The organism is Rhizobium sp. 1399, assembly GCF_031455475.1.
In the GTDB taxonomy this organism is placed as follows: Bacteria; Pseudomonadota; Alphaproteobacteria; order Rhizobiales; family Rhizobiaceae; genus Rhizobium.
In genome coordinates, this window is sequence record NZ_JAVDSU010000002.1 from 1123768 (window position 1) to 1139677 (window position 15910).

Below are 15910 nucleotides of genomic sequence, written 5' to 3' on the forward strand. Positions count from 1 at the left end.
TGTCTCCGATTATTTGACCGAACCAGCCAGCAGACCGCTGACGAGGTATCGGTTAAGAAAGATGACGACGAGGGCAGGGATGACGATCGCGATCGATCCGCTTGCCGTGATCAGCCCGTAGTCGATGAAGTTCTTGGTGACGAATTCAGGAATGAGAACCGTCAGCGGTTTCGTCGCCTGCGGCGAGAAGATCAGGGGAACGAGATACTGGCCCCACGCCCCCAGGAAGGTGAGGATAGCGGCCGCCGTCAGGCCGGGTCCGGCGAGTGGCAGCACGATGTGGAAGAAGATGAAGAGGCGACCCGCGCCATCAAGCTGTGCCGCCTCTTCGAGCGCGATCGGAAGCTGCTCGAAGACGCTGCGCAACAGCCAGAGGGAGAGCGGCAGATAGGCTGAGACATAGATCAGCGAGACGCCGGTATAGGTGTCGACCAGATGCATCTTGATCATGATCTGATAGAGCGGGATCAGCACAGCATAGGCAGGGATGGCCAGCGTCGCGACGACAGCGCCAAACAGAAGCTGACGCCCGGGAAAGCGCATCCGGGTGAAGGCATAGGCGCCGAGTGCCGAGATTGCGACGCACAGTAGCGTGGCCGCCACCGAGGTGATCACGCTGTTGAGCAGTGCGGCGCGGAACTGTTTCCAGACTTCGACCCCGCCGATCCGGGCGATGTTGATGCCGAGCAGGCGCGAATAGTGGTCGAGCGTGAAGTGCTGCGGGACGAAGTGGATCGGCCGCGTGGAAAAATCTTCCGTCGGCGTCACGGAGCTTGCCAGCGTCCAGTAGATCGGGCCGAGCGACCAGATCAGCAGGACGGCAAGCCCGGCCCAGATCATCAGGCGATAGAGAATGGTTGGTTTCATCAGTCAAACCGTGTGTTGCGATAGACGCGGAGGACGTAGACGAGCGAGACAAGCAGCGACACCAGCGTAATGGTGACCGACAATGCCATCCCGTAAGAGAAGCGAAGGTTCTGGAATGTCTCGAGATAGATCTGCACGAGGATCGGCCGCGTCTCGAGGCTCGACCCGGCAAGCACCCAGGCCTCGTCGAAGAGGTTGAAGGCGTTGACGGTCGCATTTGTCATGGCAACGGCGATGGCGCTGCGCACAAGGGGAAGCGTGACTAGGCTGAACATCTGCACGCGCGTCGCGCCGTCGATGCGGGCCGCCTCGTAAAGATGCGCCGGGATGCTCTGCATGGCAGCAAGCACGATGACGATCGTCAGCGGCATCATGCGCCAGACATGCACGACGGTCACGGCGATGATCGCGCTCGTCCGGTCGTTGAACCAGACATGATTTTCGAAAGGCAGGCCGAGTGCGACGAGGATGCCGTTCAACAGGCCGGCGCCCGGCTGATAGATCCATAGCCAGATGACGGAATTGACGACGCCGGGCAGAGCCCATGGCAGGATGACCGCCGCAAGCACCCATTGGCGCCCAACTTTCATCTGGTTGATGAGGGCTGCAGCGAGCACGCCGAATACGGTTTCGGCAACGACGGCAAGGACGACATAGATGAGCGTGTTCGTCCAGGTCGTCGCCAGTTGCCCATCCGACAGCATACGACTGTAATTTTCCAATCCGACAAAGGGCGTTCCGGGCTGCATCGGGTTGACCCGGTGCAGCGAGTCCCAAACGGTTCGGCCCATCGGATAGAAGACCAGCGCTGCCATCGTCACGAGGATCGGCAGGACCAGCAGCAGTCCGAGCATGGTGTCGGCGTTGAGGCCGACACTACGCTTGGCTGCGACACCTTCAGCGGTGGCTGCCGTCATTGGGCCATCGCCTGCTTGGCTGCATCGGCGATGCTCTGCATGGCCTGATCAACGGTGACCTGGTCCTTCGCTGCGCTGTTGATCGCCGTGTTTACCGCGCTCGAAAACTGCGGGTACCATGGCGGCGTTCCCTGCTGGAACAGCGGCTCGACGGTCTTGGACTGTGCGACAAGTGCGTCGCCGCTCGTCAACTTGCCCTCGGTATTCAGTTCGGCGAGAGCCGAAGTGCGCGTCGGCAGGAAGCCGTTGGCCGCGTTTTTCTTCTGGAACTCCTTGCTGGTGAACCACTTGACGAAGGCGACCGCCGCTTCCTTGTTCTGCGAGACATTTGGAATGGCAAGCGCTTCCGGAAGGCCGAAGCTGCGCGTCTGGCCGCTTGCGGTCGGCACGAGGATCGCTTCCACCTGGCCGGCGACCTTGGACTGCTTCGGATCGTTCATCTGACCCAAACGGCCAGGCTCACCCGAGATCATGATGCTGGTCAGCCCCTGGGCGAACATGCTCTCGTTGATCTGACTGTCCTTGAGGCCTGTCGAGGCCGGGTCGACCAGGCCGTCCTTCAAGAGCTTCAGTTCGAAGGCGAGCGCCTTGTAGCCGGCTGAATCGGGGGTAAGGAAAAGCGGCTTGAAATCCTTGTCAAAGAGTTCGCCGCCAAAGGCCTTGGTCAGCAGATACCAGCTCGTGGAAGCGCCTTCGGTCGCCGAGAGCGGCAGGCCGATCGGATAGGTGGAGATGCCCTTCTCCTTGATCTTCTTTGCGGCCTCGACCAGCGCGTCGAGCGTCTTCGGCATTTCGGTAATGCCTGCATCCGTGAAATGCTTCTTGTTGACGAGCATGACGCGGAAGTCGTTCGTGTAGGGTACGCCGAGCAACTGACCGTCGACGGTGAAGATCTTGGCGACGCCAATATCATCGACACTATCCTTGTCGATCACTTCGTTCAGCGGCATGTACCAGCCGGCGGCGCTGAACTGACCCGTCCATGACCAGTCGAATTCGGTGACATCGGCTGGTGCCGTGCCGGCGACCAGCGCCGTTACCAGCTTCGGGCGGATATCGTCCCAAGAGAGGGTCTGGAGATCGACATGAATGCCGGTCGCGGCTTCAAAATCGGCCGCAACCGTGGCGCCCTGCGGCGACGGCATCAGCACCGTGATAGACTGGCCGGCAAGCGGTTTGGCGTCGTCCGCCAAGGCAGGCAGGGCGATCGCAAGGGCGGCGGAGGCAAGCAAAGGCAATATCAATTTACGCATGTTCCCATCCTTCTTTATCGTTGACAGTCATTGTCTTGATCGCGCGATCACGGTTTCGGCCGCGACCGCGATTTGCCCGAACCAGCGCTCGTCAAGCGGCCAGTCGAGAAGTTGGGCGGCGGCCAGAAGCGCGCCGCCAATGGGGGGAAGTACGGGTGAAACCGCCCGCCGGCCAATCCGCCGTTCGACGGCTTCAAGCAAAAGACGGCTGGAAAAGGTGCCGCCCGCGTAGGTCCAGTCCGTGCCGGTTTCACAATGGCTGGCGATTGCCCAATGGTGTTTGGCAAGCTCTTCGGCCGCCGTCTCGATCAGGCCAATGGCCGTCTCATCACCTTGCTGAGCGGTTCGATCGACAAGGATGGAGAGCGCGGCGATACCCGCACGGGGCCTTGCGAGCCCGTTGATCCAGCCGCCGAGCGCGTTCATCGGGTCGGCAATATCCAGCTGGAGATGATCGTAAATGGCTCGCGCCATCGCCGTCGGCTTGGCACGTCCATCGAGGCTCTGGCTGATGAGATGCAGAGCTTCGCGGCCGATCCAATAGCTACTGCCCTCGTCGCCGATCACATCGCCCCAGCCGCCTGCGCGTGCGGAGGCGCCCGCGCCATTGCGCGCCCAGGACATGGAACCGGTACCCGACAGAACGAGGATGCCCGGGCGCCCGGCAAAGGCGCCGAGATGGGCGGCGTCGACGTCATTCAGCACGATCCCGCGGATATCCGGAAAGGCGTCATCAATGCATTGCTTCTGGAGCGCGGAGAGATGCGCTACTTCACCATAGGCAGGCAGGGCAGCGCCGACGGCGGCCAGGCCCGGCTCATTGCGGAACGGTTCGATATGCCGCTCCAGCTCCTGTTGCCAGTCCGGATTGTCCATCGGATTGACGCCGCCGCCGAGCGCTGTGCGCAGAATTCGGCCGTCTTTGTCGGCAAGTGTAACGAGCACCTTGCTGCCGCCGCCATCGATGCCGAGGATCAGCTCGTTACTCATTCTTTTGCTCCGAGCTCGGCATAGGTCGCGTCAATACCGAAGTTGGTGAGTTCGGCGCGCCATTGGGGCGTCAGGCCCTTGTCGGTGATGAGCTTTGCAGCGTTCAGGGGCGCGACCTTGTAGGTTGCCATCGTCCCGAATTTCGAGGAATCGGCGAGCACATAGCCGTTGGCAGAGCGGGTGAGCATGCGACGGTTCAGGCTAGCTTCGGCACTGTCCACGCTGTAGATCGCGCCGTCGGGGCTGATGGCGCTTGCTCCGAGAAACAGCTGATCGAACCAGATCGTTTCGAGCATCGCCTCGGCCTGCGGGCCGACGAGGGAGGCGTTTTCGCTGCGCAATTGGCCACCGAGAAGCACGACCTCGAGGTTCGGAATGTTGAGAAATTCCTGAGCGACAATCAGGCCGTTCGTGAAGATGCGGAGCGGCATCGGATTGATGCGGATTAGGCGTGCAAGCTGAAGAACCGTCGTGCCGGCGTCGAGGAAGATCGCCGTGCGGGGCAGAAGCAGTTCATAGGCCGCATTGGCGATCGCACGCTTGGCCGAAAGCTGGCGCTTTTCCCGTTCCTGGAAGGCCATTTCGACCGAGGAACCCTCGGCGATACGGGCACCGCCGTGCACACGGTCAATCGCGCCATCCTGTTCGAGAATTTGCAGGTCGCGCCGCACGGTTGCCAAGGAGGCGCCGACAGCGTCGGCCAGGTCCTGAATGGTGGAAAAGCCATTCGCGTAGAGATGGCTGCGGATGGCATCGAGCCGATCAGTCTTCACGCCGCCAGTCTGGTTCACAGATTGTCCCCTGCTGCAATTGTGCTTCTTGCATCAAAGTTCCCACTCAATACGATCAATGTCAATCAAGAATCTGATCGTTTATGATCTTTTCCATGTTGGCCGATCTGGTGATGCAGGATCAAAAAGAAAGGCACGTCGTCTCTGATGACGACGTGCCTCTTGGCTGTTGTTTGGTGAGCGAATAGGCCTGTGGCCGATCTCAGCTATATCTGGGCAGGAGGTCGCCGTGTGCCTCGATCAGGTCGTCGACCAGGCCCCAGATCTCGTCCGGCGACAGTTCTGCCGATGTATGCGGATCGAGCAGGGCTGCCTGATAGATGCGGTCGCGTTTTCCCGTCAATGCTGCTTCAACGGTCAGTTCCTGAACCGAGATGCTGAGCTTCATCACAGCGGCGAGCTGCGTGGGGATCCTGCCGATGCGGGTTGGCTGGATGCCGTTCCTGTCCACATGGCAGGGCACTTCCACGATACATTCGGCCGGAAGGTTCTCGATCAGGCCGTTGTTCGGAACATTGCCATAGATCAGCGCTGGATTGCCGGTGACGGCGGCGTGGATGATGCCCGCGGCATATTCGTTGCTGCGGCAGACCTCGATCGGCTTGTCGCCTTCGAGATCCCGGCGCAGCGCATGCCATTCTGAAATCTGCCGCTCGCAGCGGCTGATATACTCGTCGAGCGGGATGTTGAGCTTGTCGATGAGCTCCGGACGGCGGTCCTTGATATACCATGACGTATATTCGGAGAAATGCTCGCTGGATTCCGTCACGAAATGACCGAGCCGCTTCAGCACATCGAAGCGCACCCGATCGTCGGGCGGCACGTGTCCCTCGCCGGCGAGAGCCTTCAGGCGGGGGTAAAGATCCTCGCGCCGGCCATCGGCATGCAGCTTCTCGTATTTCAGGAAGAAGGCGACGTGGTTGATGCCAGCCGAGATGTAGTTGATGTCGGCAATGTCTTCGTCGAGGCAGGAGGCGAGATGGGCGGCGGTATGCTGTACGCTATGGCAAAGGCCAACCATGCGGATACTGGGCGCCAGCTCCTTGATCGCCCAGCAGTTGATCGCCATCGGGTTCACATATTGCATCAGCAGCGCGTCAGGGCAGACCTCTTCCATATCGCGGCAGATCGCTTCCAGCACCGGAATGGTGCGAAGTCCGCGGAAGATCCCGCCGATGCCGAGCGTATCGGCAATGGTCTGCCGCAGGCCGTATCGCTTCGGCACGTCGAAATCCGTCACAGTAGCCGGCTTGTAGCCGCCGACCTGCATCATCAGGATAACGAAATCCGATCCGCGCAGCGCCTCGCGACGATCGAGGGTTGCCTCTACCCTTACCCTCTGCAGATTGAGCGCCTCGCAGATGCGCCGCGCAACGATCTCCGATGTCATCAACCGTTCGGGGTCGATATCAAACAGGCTGATCACATAATCGCTGCCCGAAGGTGTGGACAGCACATCCCCCAGAATGTTCTGCGCAAAAACGGTGCTGCCCGCACCCACGAGGCAAATCTTCGGCATTTCAGTCTCCCACAAATCAAGGTCACCATAGTCGTGCCTCTTCCAAATCAGAATTTCTTCCTGTTATTGAAGGGAGTATTCCCGGATTGAAGCGCTGGACGCATGAAAGACGATCATTTCAACAGGAGCGGCGAGTGGGCGGGGTCGCCGCGGAGCTTCCTGATCGAGCGCCACACGGCCGATGCCATGAGCGCAGCGCATTGGCACGACCATGTCGAGATCAACCTGCTTCTCGATGGTGCCATGACCTATCTCTTCAATGGTCGGCAGGAGCGGGTCGAGGCCGGGCGTCTTGTCCTCTTCTGGGCGGCCATTCCCCACCAGACAATCCTGGTGACGCCGGAGGCGCCGCTCATCTGCGTCTACCTTCCGCTCGTCGACTTTCTTGCGCTCTCCATCGACAAGAAGGCGAGACAGGCAATCATGCAGGGTGCCTTCGTGGTCGAGCCCCGCCGCCGCGAGACGACGCCGCTCACCGTCTCTGCCTGGGTCGAGGAATGGGGCAGGGGCGATCCCGTCCGGCGCCAGCTGATCGCGGACGAGACCAAGCTCAGGGTGCGCCGGCTCATCCTTGATCACGCCGATGATCGAGGCTCGTCCGTCGCAGCCGCCGCGACGCCGGTAAGCCCCGCCATCCGCCATTCAGAGGTGCTGACCGACCTGATCAACCGGCATTTTTCCGAACCGCTCAGCCTGGCGGATCTTGGAAAGCGCGCCAATGTGCATCCAACCACCGCCAACCGGGCGTTTCGCGATGTGCTCGGCATTTCCGTAATGGAATATCTGACGCGTTATCGTCTCGCGAGAGCAATGCAGCGGCTGGCCGAGACCGAGGATTCGATACTGGAGATTGCCCTCGACTGCGGCTTCGGCTCCAGTAGCCGGTTTTACGACATCTTCAAGCAGCGGACCGGCACGACACCCCGGCAGTTCCGCCTGTCGCTCGGCAAGCCGTGACGTTTGCACAGGTCGGACAGGGGTTTGAAAGAAGTGCAGGTTCAGGCGCGATGCGGCTATCGAATCTTCTCGCCAGCGCGTTAGAGTCTGCAGACGATCCACCCGAACGGATTGAGGCCGATGACGACTGACAGCAAAAAAACCGCTGGCGCCCTAGCGTCCCTGGCAACGATCGAGGATTTCTGCCGAGAGATCTTTATCGCGGCCGGCGCCGACCAACAGACTGCGGATGCAGCGACGCGGGGAATGCTGCATGGTACGCGCTATGGCATCGACAGCCACGGTGTGCGCCTGCTTCCTCACTATGTGAAAGGATTGACCGAAGGACGCCTCAATCCGCGCCCGCATCTCGCGCTGGTAAACACTTTCGGCGCCGTCGCTTCGCTCGATGCGGATAATGGCCATGGTGCGCTCGCGACCTATGCGGCCATGGAGTATGCGACGCGTCTTGCCGGGGAATTCGGAATCGGTGCGGTTGCGATCCGCAATTCCTCGCATTTCGGACCGGCAGGTGCCTATGCGTTCGATGCCGCCCAACGCGGCTTTATCGGTTTTGCCTTCTGCAATTCCGATAGCTTCGTGCGTCTGCACGACGGCGCCATGCGCTTTCATGGAACCAATCCGATCGCCTGCGCTGTCCCGGTCAAGGGAGATAACCCGTGGCTCTTCGACATGGCGACGAGCGCCGTGCCCTATAATCGCGTGCTGCTCTATCGCAGCCTCGACCGCCAACTGCCCGAAGGAGTCGCCTCCGATGAACGGGGGTATGACACGACCGATCCCGATGTGGCCGACATGCTGGCGCCGCTCGGCGGCGAATTCGGCTTCAAGGGCGCAGGGCTTGCAGGCATTCCCGAGATTTTGAGTGCTGTGCTCACAGGCATGAAGCTGAGTTTCGATATCGCTCCGATGCCCGGGCCGGATTTTTCGACACCGCGTGGGCTCGGTGCCTTCGTCATCGCGCTGAACCCTGCAGCCTTCCTCGATATTGAAATCTTTGACGCTGCCATGAAACGCTACGTCGAAACCTTGAGGGCATCTCCGCCGCGTGAGGGCTTCAGGGTGATGGCGCCTGGCGATCGGGAATGGGCTGTCGCCGCCGAGCGGGAAAGACATGGCGTGACGCTGGATCCGGCGACGGTCGAGGCCCTTAGGGCCCTTGCATCCACTTATCAACTGGCCAGCCCGGTCTGAGTGCATGCGTCGGATTGACGCACAACTTCCTCGATGATAGCTTCGGATCAATTGGTCAGGCCAGTTGGCCAGTTGTGCGCTTGAGGAGAAGCGCGCCGAGGAGGCCATAATGTTTTCGGCAGTTGAATCACGCCGCCTCTACAGGCAGGTGGCGGACCAGATTCGTATGATGATTATCCGAGGCGAACTCGCCGTCGGCCAGAGGCTGCCGGCCGAGCGCGAGCTTGCGGAGCAGCTTTCGGTTTCGCGCCCCACGCTGCGCGAAGCGCTGATCGTGCTGGAAGTCGAGGGATACATCAATATCCGCATGGGCTCGGGCATTTATGTCACGCGCAAACATGCGGCCGAAGCGACCGGCAGTGAGCGCGAACCCGTGGAGGGGCCTTTCGAGCTGCTGCAGGCCCGCGCCATCATCGAATGCGCGATATCAGAGGAGGCCGCAAAAAGCGCCCGCCCTGAGGACATTGCCGTTCTCGATGAGGCGCTGAGAGCGATGAGCGGTGTGGTAGAGGATGCGCGCGCCGTGCTTGTCGCCGACCGCGCTTTTCATACCGGCATCGCCGCAATCGTCGGCAATGCGACTTTGATCCGCGTTACCGGCGAGATGTTCGACATGCGCATGACGCCGTATTTCGAAAAGCTTGCCAGCCATTTCGAAGGACCGGTGTCGTGGCGCAGCGCGCTGGAAGAGCACCGGGCTATCCGCGACGCGATCGCCGCCGGCGATACGGTGGGGGCGAAGGCCGCCATGCGCACGCATCTCACGAATTCGCAGAAGAGGTTTTCCGAAAGCTTCGGGGAGGAGTTTTCGGGCGAGCAGGGGCGCGGCCACACGGCCGGGCCAAACAAGGGAAAAGCAGCCACTTAACGAGATCTCAGGAGGAGAGAGTGATGAAGTTGAAACTGACGATACTCTGCACTGCCGCCGCAATCATGGCGACGACGGCGATCGCACATGCCCAGACGGTGCTGAAATGGGCCCATGTCTACGAGACATCGGAACCTTTCCACACGGATTCCCTCTGGGCTGCGGAAGAGATCAACAAGCGGACCAACGGCCGCTACAAGATCGAGGTCTATCCGGCCTCGCAGCTCGGCAAGGAAGCCGATATTAACCAGGGTCTCAAGCTCGGAACGGTCGACATCATCATTTCCGGATCGAGCTTTGCCGCCCGCGACTATAAGCCGATCGGCGTCACCTATTTCCCCTATATCTTCCGCAGCCCGGAACACTTGATCGCCTACACCAAGAGCGACGTCTTCAAGCGTCTGGCCAAAGGTTATGAGGACAAGACCGGGAACCATATCGCCGCCGTCAGCTATTACGGGACGCGCCATACGACGGCCAACAAGCCGATCGCCAAATGCGCCGACATGCAGGGCCTGAAGATCCGCGTGCCTGATGTTCCGGCCTACCTCGCCATGCCGCGCGCCTGCGGCGCCAACACCACGCCGATCGCCTTTGCCGAGGTCTATCTCGCTTTGCAGAACGGCACGGTCGAGGCCCAGGAAAACCCGCTGACGACGATCGAGGCCAAGAAGTTCTACGAAGTCCAGAAGAACATCATTCTGACCGGCCACATCGTCGATCACTTGAATACGGTGATCTCGAAGACGCTCTGGTCGAACCTTTCGGACGAGGACAAGAAGATCTTCGGCGAGGTCATGCAGGAAGCTGCCGAGCGCACGACCAAGACCATCGAAGGCAAGGAAAACAGCCTGATCGCCACCTTCAAAGAGAAGGGCTTGAGCGTCACCGAGGTCGACAAGGCCGATTTCGAGAAGACGGTCGCGGAAAAGGTCAAGTTCGAGGACTTCGGCTACGAAAAGGCCGATTGGGAGGCGATCCGCGCGATCCAGTAAGTGCCCGAGGGCGCGCCGCCTGAGCGCCGCGCGCCCTTCCTTCCTAACCGGAATAAGGCCGATCATGTCACAAGAAGTCCATACGCAAGTCACTGCCGAGGAGATCGGCCACGAATTCGAAGGGCATGCGCCCACCGCCAATATCTCGGACTACGCCATCGAAGACTGGATCACGCTGCTCGTCTTCTGGCTGATGGCCGGTTGCGTCTTTCTGCAGTTCTTCACCCGCTATGTGCTGAACAACAGCTATGCCTGGACCGAAGAGATCGCCGTCAACTGCCTGATCGGCGTCGTCTTTCTCGGCGCCGTCATGTGCGTGCGCACGTCGCGCCATATCCAGGTGGACGTCTTCTATCATTACATGCCGGCAGGTCTTGCGCGCGTTCTCGCAACCCTCGTGGATATCGTCCGCATCGGTTTCTTCGCCTATGGCTGCTATCTGATGTGGCGCTACGTGCAGATCGTCGCCGACGAGCAGATGGTCACCGTCGACTTGCCGCGCAACATCGTCTTCTACAGCGTGCTTGCAGCTTTCGTGCTGATGCTGATCCGTGCGGTAATCGTCTTCATCGCCAATATGCGCCGCGGCTACTCCGTTCTGGAGCGCCCCGAAGAATTCCACGCTGTCGAAGGATGACCCGATGCTGCTCTTGCTTGGCTCATTTCTGGTGCTGATGCTGATCGGCGTGCCCGTCGCGATATCGATGGCCGTCGCCTCCGTTCTCTATATCGTCCTCTACGGCGTTGCGCCCGATATCATCGTCGCCCAGCGTATGATTGCGGGTGTCGAAAGCTTCCCGCTTCTCGCTGTTCCCTTCTTCATCCTTGCTGGCAACCTGATGAATTCGGCGGGTGTCACCGGCCGCATCTATTCCTTCGCCGTCGCGCTCGTCGGCTGGATGAAAGGTGGTCTCGCACAGGTCAATATCATCGGTTCCGTCATATTCTCGGGCATGTCGGGCACTGCGCTTGCTGATGCGGCCGGCATCGGCACGATCGAGATCAAGGCAATGAAGGATCACGGCTACCCCGTCGAGGCCGCGGTCGGGGTAACGGCGGCGTCTGCCACGCTCGGTCCGATCTTCCCGCCATCCTTGCCTTTCGTGATCTACGGCATGATGGCGAATGTTTCGATCGGCGCTCTTTTCATGGCGGGCATTCTGCCGGGCATCGTCATGACGCTGCTGATGATGATCACAGTCGCAGCCTTCGCCTACGTGAAGCGCTGGGGTTCTGATGCGCCCTTCGACGTCAAGCAACTCCTTTCCGCAGGTCTCGAGATCGTCGTTGTCCTGCTGGTGCCGCTGTCGATCTACGTGATGATGCGAGCCGGTGTGTCAATGAATGCCGCAGCGGGCATCGCGCTTGTCGTGCTTCTGGCGCTCGACTGGTATTTCCGTTTTTCCGCAGTCATGGCGCTGATGACGCCGGTCATCCTGATCGGCGGCATGACCATGGGTTGGTTCACGCCGACGGAAGCGGCCGTCGCTGCCGTCCTCTGGTCGCTCTTCCTCGGCCTCGTGCGCTATCGCACGATGACGCTCTCGACACTTGCCAAGGCGAGCTTCGACACGATCGAGACTACGGCTTCCGTTCTCTTCATCGTCACTGCCGCTTCGGTCTTCGCATGGCTGCTGACGGTGAGCCAGGCTGCGCAGCTTCTGTCTGATGCGATCCTGTCGATTACCAACAATAAGTGGGTGTTCCTGATCCTTGTGAACCTGCTGATGCTCTTCGTCGGCTGCTTTCTGGACACAATCGCCGCCATTACCATCCTCGTGCCGATCCTTCTGCCGATCGTCGCGAAATTCGGCATCGATCCGGTACAGTTTGGCCTTATCATGACCCTGAACCTGATGATCGGCCTGCTTCACCCTCCGCTAGGCATGGTACTCTTCGTGTTGTCGCGGGTGGCGAAATTGTCCGTCGAACGCACGACGATGGCGATCTTGCCCTGGCTTGCGCCGCTCTTCATCGCCCTGATCCTGATCACCTTCGTTCCCTCGATATCCCTGTGGCTGCCCCAGCAGCTTGGGCTTCTGAAATAGGAGAATGTGATGCACACCCGTCTGGCACGGCTTTATGCAAAGGGCGATCTCAGGATCGAGACTGATCCGGTCGCAGCCCCCGGTCCGGGCGAAGTGCTTTTGAAGATGGCAGCCGCAGGCATCTGCGGCTCCGACCTGCACTATTACCAGGATGGCGGTTTCGGTCCGGTCAGGGTTCGCGAGCCGATGATACCCGGCCACGAGGCCGCCGGAACCGTGGAGCAGGCAGGTGAGGGCGTCACCCTGAAGGCCGGAACACTGGTCGCCGTCAATCCGAGCCAGCCCTGCGGTGCTTGCGAATATTGCCGCATCGGCTTGCCGATCCACTGCCTGGAAATGCGCTTCATGGGCAGTGCGATGCGCCTGCCGCATGAGCAGGGCATGTTTCGGGAATGGCTGGTGGTGCCGGCCAAACAATGTGTTGAGGTTGGAGCCTCGATAACGCCTGCGGAAGCAGCCTGCAGCGAGCCGCTGTCCGTCTGCCTGCACGCCGCATCGCGCGCCCCCGGCATTGCCGGCAAGAAAGTCCTGGTGACAGGTGCCGGACCGATCGGCTCTTTGATGGTTGCCGTTATCAGTCATTATGACGCCGGCGAAATCGTCGTCACGGATCTCGCCGACGCAGCGCTCGCGCGGGCGAAAGCCATGGGCGCCAGCCGCACGATCAACGTGGCGCGGGATGCAGAGTCATTTGCCGAATTCCAGGCAGGAAAAGGCTATTTCGATCTCGTGTTCGAATGTTCTGCTGCCGCGCCGGCCATCCATAGCGCGATTGCGGCGGTCCGGCCGCGCGGCGCCATCGTCCAGGTCGGCGTCACCGGCGACGTTCCTGTGCCGCTCAACGCCATTGTCGGCAAGGAACTGCACATCCACGGAACGCAGCGTTTCCATGAGGAGTTCGCAACCGCCGTCGACCTGATTTCCCGCCGTGAAATCGATGTGCGGCCGATCATCAGCCACAGGATGCCCCTCGAGGACGCCGTTTCAGCCTTTGAAATTGCTGGCGACCGTTCGCTGGCCTGCAAAGTGCAACTGACTTTCCAGTCAGCCTAAACGACGGTCTCGCCGCCATCGACGACGAGGATTTGCCCCGTCATGTAGGACGAGCGGTCCGAGACCAGGAACAGGATCGGTTCGGCTATCTCCGAAACATCCGCCCAGCGGCCGAGCGGCACCTTCTCGGCGATGTAGCCTTCGATCGCGTCGCGCCCGCCCATCTGCGCGATGAACGGTTCGTTGAATGGCGTGTCGACCCATCCCGGGCAGAGCGCATTCACGCGGATGCCGAACTTCGCATAATCGCCCGCCATCTGCCGGGTCATGGCGATGACAGCATGTTTGGTCGTCGTGTAGGCGATCATTTCGCGGTCGTAGAGCACGCCCGACGACGAGGACGTGTTGAGGATTACGCCTTTGCCTGCGTTTTTCATGATGGGCATGACGAGGCGCGCGGCCATGAAATGCGCCCGCACATTCAGGCTCCAGGACTTGTCGAAGCCTTCGATGGCAACCTGTTCCAGATCGCCGGCCACCTGCGCGCCCGCGTGATTGTGCAGAATGTCGATCCGGCCGAGACGCGCAGCAACAGCGGCAATGCCGGTTTCAAGCGCCTGGTCGTCGGTGACATCGACCGTCATGCTTTCGGCGCTGCCGCCCGCCTCGGCAATCAGACCGACGGTTTCTTCGGCATTTGCGAAATTGATGTCGGCAACGACGACATGGGCGCCTTCGCGCGCCATGATCTGTGCGCCGGCCCGTCCGATGCCCGAACCTGCGCCCGTAACGATTGCAACGCGATCTCTGAGTATCATGGCATTTCCCCGGTCAGTTTGTCGTTGTCTTTTCGCGCATCAGGAAGCGCGCGATGAAAATGAGGGCAAGCGAAGCGATCAGCACCATCGTCGCGACTGCATTAATTTCCGGCGTCACGCCGCGGCGAATGGAGGCGAAGACGTAAATCGGCAGCGTCGTGTTGGAGCCCGCCACGAAGAAGGCGATGATGAAATCGTCGAAGGAAAAGGTGAAGGCGAGCAGAAAACCCGCCAGGATCGACGGCATGATCTGCGGCAGCACGATCTGCCGAAAGGTCGTGAAGGGTGTGGCGTAGAGATCGCTGGAGGCTTCGACGATGTCGCGCCCGAGGCTCGCAATACGCGCCTTCACGATCATCGTCACCAGCGCCATGGTGAAGAGCCCATGTGCAGCGATGATCGAGCCGTAGCCGAGTGCCAGCTTCGGCGGCTGGTCGCCTGGCCAGAGGGCGGCGATAGCAGGATTGACGAACCCGAAGACCTCGACGAGGGCAACCAGCGTTGCAATGCCGATGACGACACCCGGTACCACGATCGCGGCTGCAAAGAGCCCGTCGAAGATCGCTCGGGTCCGTGCCCCGAGCCGTTCCATGCCGATCGCGGCCATAGTGCCGAAGATCGCCGCGAGCGAGGCGCTGGTGACCGCGATGATCAGGCTGTTGCGCAGCGCCTCCATCAGGAAGGTATTGGACAGAGCCCGGCCATACCATTGCGTCGAGAAGCCGGTGAGCTCGCTGGCGTTGCGGCCGGCATTGAAGGAGAAGAGCACGACGAGCGCGATCGGCGTGTAGAGGAACAGATAGACGAAGGTGACGAGCGCGCGCATCAGATGAGATCCACCTGCCGCGTACCGGCGACGCGCCAGGCAATGCGCATGGCGACGAGCAGGACGATGACGACGACAGCAACTAGCGTGACAGCAATTGCCGAACCGAACGGCCAGTTGCGTGATTGCAGGAAGAGATCGACGAGCGCATTGCCGATGAAAAACACCTTGCCGCCGCCCAGAAGCTGCGGGATCAGATATTCGCCGAGAAGCAGGATCGTGACCAGCGCAACGCCGGTCATCACACCCGGCAGCGATAGGGGCAGGGTAATACCGAAGAAGGTCGAGATAGGCTTTGCACCAAGGTCGGCCGAAGCTTCGAGCAGCCGGCGGTCCAGCTTTTCAAGGCTGACATAGATCGGCATGATCATCAGCGGCAGGTATCCGTAGACGATGCCGAGCAGCACAGCGCCGGGTGTATTGATCAGCCTGACATTTTCGATGCCGACGAATTCGAGCAGATGCGGAATGCCGCGTGCGCCGAGCAGATACATCCAGGCATAGGTGCGCACCAGCAGGCTGGTCCAGAAGGGAACGACGACAAGCGAGACGAGCAGCAGCCGGCGCTGCGGGCTTGCCTTGACCGCGAGGTAGTAGGCGACTGGGTAGGCAACGATGAGGCAGGCAGCCGCCCCGATCGGCGCCAGGATCAGTGTATTGACGAAGGCTGCCGACCGCGCGCCGAGATTGGCGAACTGCTCGAAGGTAAAGGCCGCCTGATAACCGCCTTCTGGCGCCCGCTCGCCAAAGGCAAAGACGATGATGGCGATGAAGGGCAGCACCAGGAAGACGAACAGCCAGATACTGGCCGGGCCGACAAGGGCGACGGTGATCAGGCGCCGTTTGGTGGCGTGGGGCAGGGGCATGGCTTTGG

At 60.7% G+C, this 15910-nt stretch carries 16 protein-coding genes; 7 read left to right on the plus strand and 9 right to left on the minus strand.

Going from position 1 to position 15910, the window contains the following annotated elements; translation table 11 throughout:
- Positions 1 to 9 precede the first annotated feature (9 nt).
- From J2X71_RS11200 to J2X71_RS11225, 6 genes are all read right to left on the minus strand, one after another.
- The gene (locus J2X71_RS11200) at positions 10 to 867 is read right to left on the minus strand and encodes a carbohydrate ABC transporter permease (RefSeq protein WP_310382120.1); all 858 of its coding nucleotides are present in this window, start codon (positions 865 to 867) and stop codon (positions 10 to 12) included.
- Positions 867 to 1784 carry a sugar ABC transporter permease gene (locus J2X71_RS11205; protein ID WP_310382121.1) on the minus strand — a complete coding sequence of 306 codons (918 nt, stop codon included), beginning with the start codon at positions 1782 to 1784 and terminating at the stop codon, positions 867 to 869. Before J2X71_RS11205 ends, J2X71_RS11200 begins: the two co-directional genes overlap by 1 nt.
- On the minus strand, positions 1781 to 3037 hold the full coding sequence (locus J2X71_RS11210; RefSeq protein WP_310382122.1) for a sugar ABC transporter substrate-binding protein: 1257 nt from the start codon (positions 3035 to 3037) through the stop codon (positions 1781 to 1783). The genes J2X71_RS11205 and J2X71_RS11210 overlap by 4 nt, the downstream gene beginning before the upstream one ends.
- Positions 3038 to 3064: 27 nt before the next feature.
- On the minus strand, positions 3065 to 4027 hold the full coding sequence (locus J2X71_RS11215; protein ID WP_310382123.1) for a BadF/BadG/BcrA/BcrD ATPase family protein: 963 nt from the start codon (positions 4025 to 4027) through the stop codon (positions 3065 to 3067).
- Positions 4024 to 4818 carry a DeoR/GlpR family DNA-binding transcription regulator gene (locus J2X71_RS11220; protein ID WP_113320346.1) on the minus strand — a complete coding sequence of 265 codons (795 nt, stop codon included), beginning with the start codon at positions 4816 to 4818 and terminating at the stop codon, positions 4024 to 4026. Before J2X71_RS11220 ends, J2X71_RS11215 begins: the two co-directional genes overlap by 4 nt.
- 202 nt (positions 4819 to 5020) lie before the next feature.
- Positions 5021 to 6337 (minus strand): alpha-glucosidase/alpha-galactosidase, encoded by a 1317-nt coding sequence (locus J2X71_RS11225; protein ID WP_310382124.1) that lies wholly within the window; start codon positions 6335 to 6337, stop codon positions 5021 to 5023.
- Positions 6338 to 6439: 102 nt separating this feature from the next.
- Between J2X71_RS11225 and J2X71_RS11230 the strand changes: the two genes are divergently transcribed.
- From J2X71_RS11230 to J2X71_RS11260, 7 genes are all read left to right on the plus strand, one after another.
- The gene (locus J2X71_RS11230) at positions 6440 to 7294 is read left to right on the plus strand and encodes a helix-turn-helix domain-containing protein (protein WP_310382125.1); all 855 of its coding nucleotides are present in this window, start codon (positions 6440 to 6442) and stop codon (positions 7292 to 7294) included.
- Positions 7295 to 7414: 120 nt separating this feature from the next.
- A complete protein-coding gene (locus J2X71_RS11235) occupies positions 7415 to 8488 on the plus strand; it encodes an Ldh family oxidoreductase (RefSeq protein ID WP_310382126.1) in 1074 nt (357 codons plus the stop codon).
- A 109-nt stretch (positions 8489 to 8597) separates the two neighbouring features.
- The gene (locus J2X71_RS11240; RefSeq protein ID WP_310382127.1) at positions 8598 to 9356 is read left to right on the plus strand and encodes a FadR/GntR family transcriptional regulator; all 759 of its coding nucleotides are present in this window, start codon (positions 8598 to 8600) and stop codon (positions 9354 to 9356) included.
- A 23-nt stretch (positions 9357 to 9379) separates the two neighbouring features.
- Positions 9380 to 10351 (plus strand): sialic acid TRAP transporter substrate-binding protein SiaP, encoded by a 972-nt coding sequence (locus J2X71_RS11245; RefSeq protein WP_310382128.1) that lies wholly within the window; start codon positions 9380 to 9382, stop codon positions 10349 to 10351.
- Positions 10352 to 10415: 64 nt separating this feature from the next.
- Positions 10416 to 10988 (plus strand): TRAP transporter small permease, encoded by a 573-nt coding sequence (locus J2X71_RS11250; protein ID WP_310382129.1) that lies wholly within the window; start codon positions 10416 to 10418, stop codon positions 10986 to 10988.
- 4 nt (positions 10989 to 10992) lie between these two features.
- The gene (locus J2X71_RS11255) at positions 10993 to 12399 is read left to right on the plus strand and encodes a TRAP transporter large permease (protein ID WP_310382130.1); all 1407 of its coding nucleotides are present in this window, start codon (positions 10993 to 10995) and stop codon (positions 12397 to 12399) included.
- Between the two features lie 9 nt (positions 12400 to 12408).
- Positions 12409 to 13452, plus strand: coding sequence for an L-idonate 5-dehydrogenase (locus J2X71_RS11260; RefSeq protein ID WP_310382131.1), 1044 nt, complete (start codon positions 12409 to 12411; stop codon positions 13450 to 13452).
- Here J2X71_RS11260 and J2X71_RS11265 read toward each other — a convergent pair.
- Genes J2X71_RS11265 through J2X71_RS11275 form a run of 3 tightly spaced genes read right to left on the minus strand, consistent with a single transcriptional unit; the run spans position 13449 to position 15902 of the window.
- The gene (locus tag J2X71_RS11265) at positions 13449 to 14210 is read right to left on the minus strand and encodes an SDR family oxidoreductase (protein ID WP_310382132.1); all 762 of its coding nucleotides are present in this window, start codon (positions 14208 to 14210) and stop codon (positions 13449 to 13451) included. The genes J2X71_RS11260 and J2X71_RS11265 overlap by 4 nt on opposite strands.
- Before the next feature lie 13 nt (positions 14211 to 14223).
- Positions 14224 to 15036 (minus strand): ABC transporter permease, encoded by an 813-nt coding sequence (locus J2X71_RS11270; protein ID WP_310382133.1) that lies wholly within the window; start codon positions 15034 to 15036, stop codon positions 14224 to 14226.
- Positions 15036 to 15902, minus strand: a complete 867-nt coding sequence (locus J2X71_RS11275) for an ABC transporter permease (RefSeq protein ID WP_310382134.1) — start codon at positions 15900 to 15902, stop codon at positions 15036 to 15038. Before J2X71_RS11275 ends, J2X71_RS11270 begins: the two co-directional genes overlap by 1 nt.
- Positions 15903 to 15910: the final 8 nt, after the last annotated feature.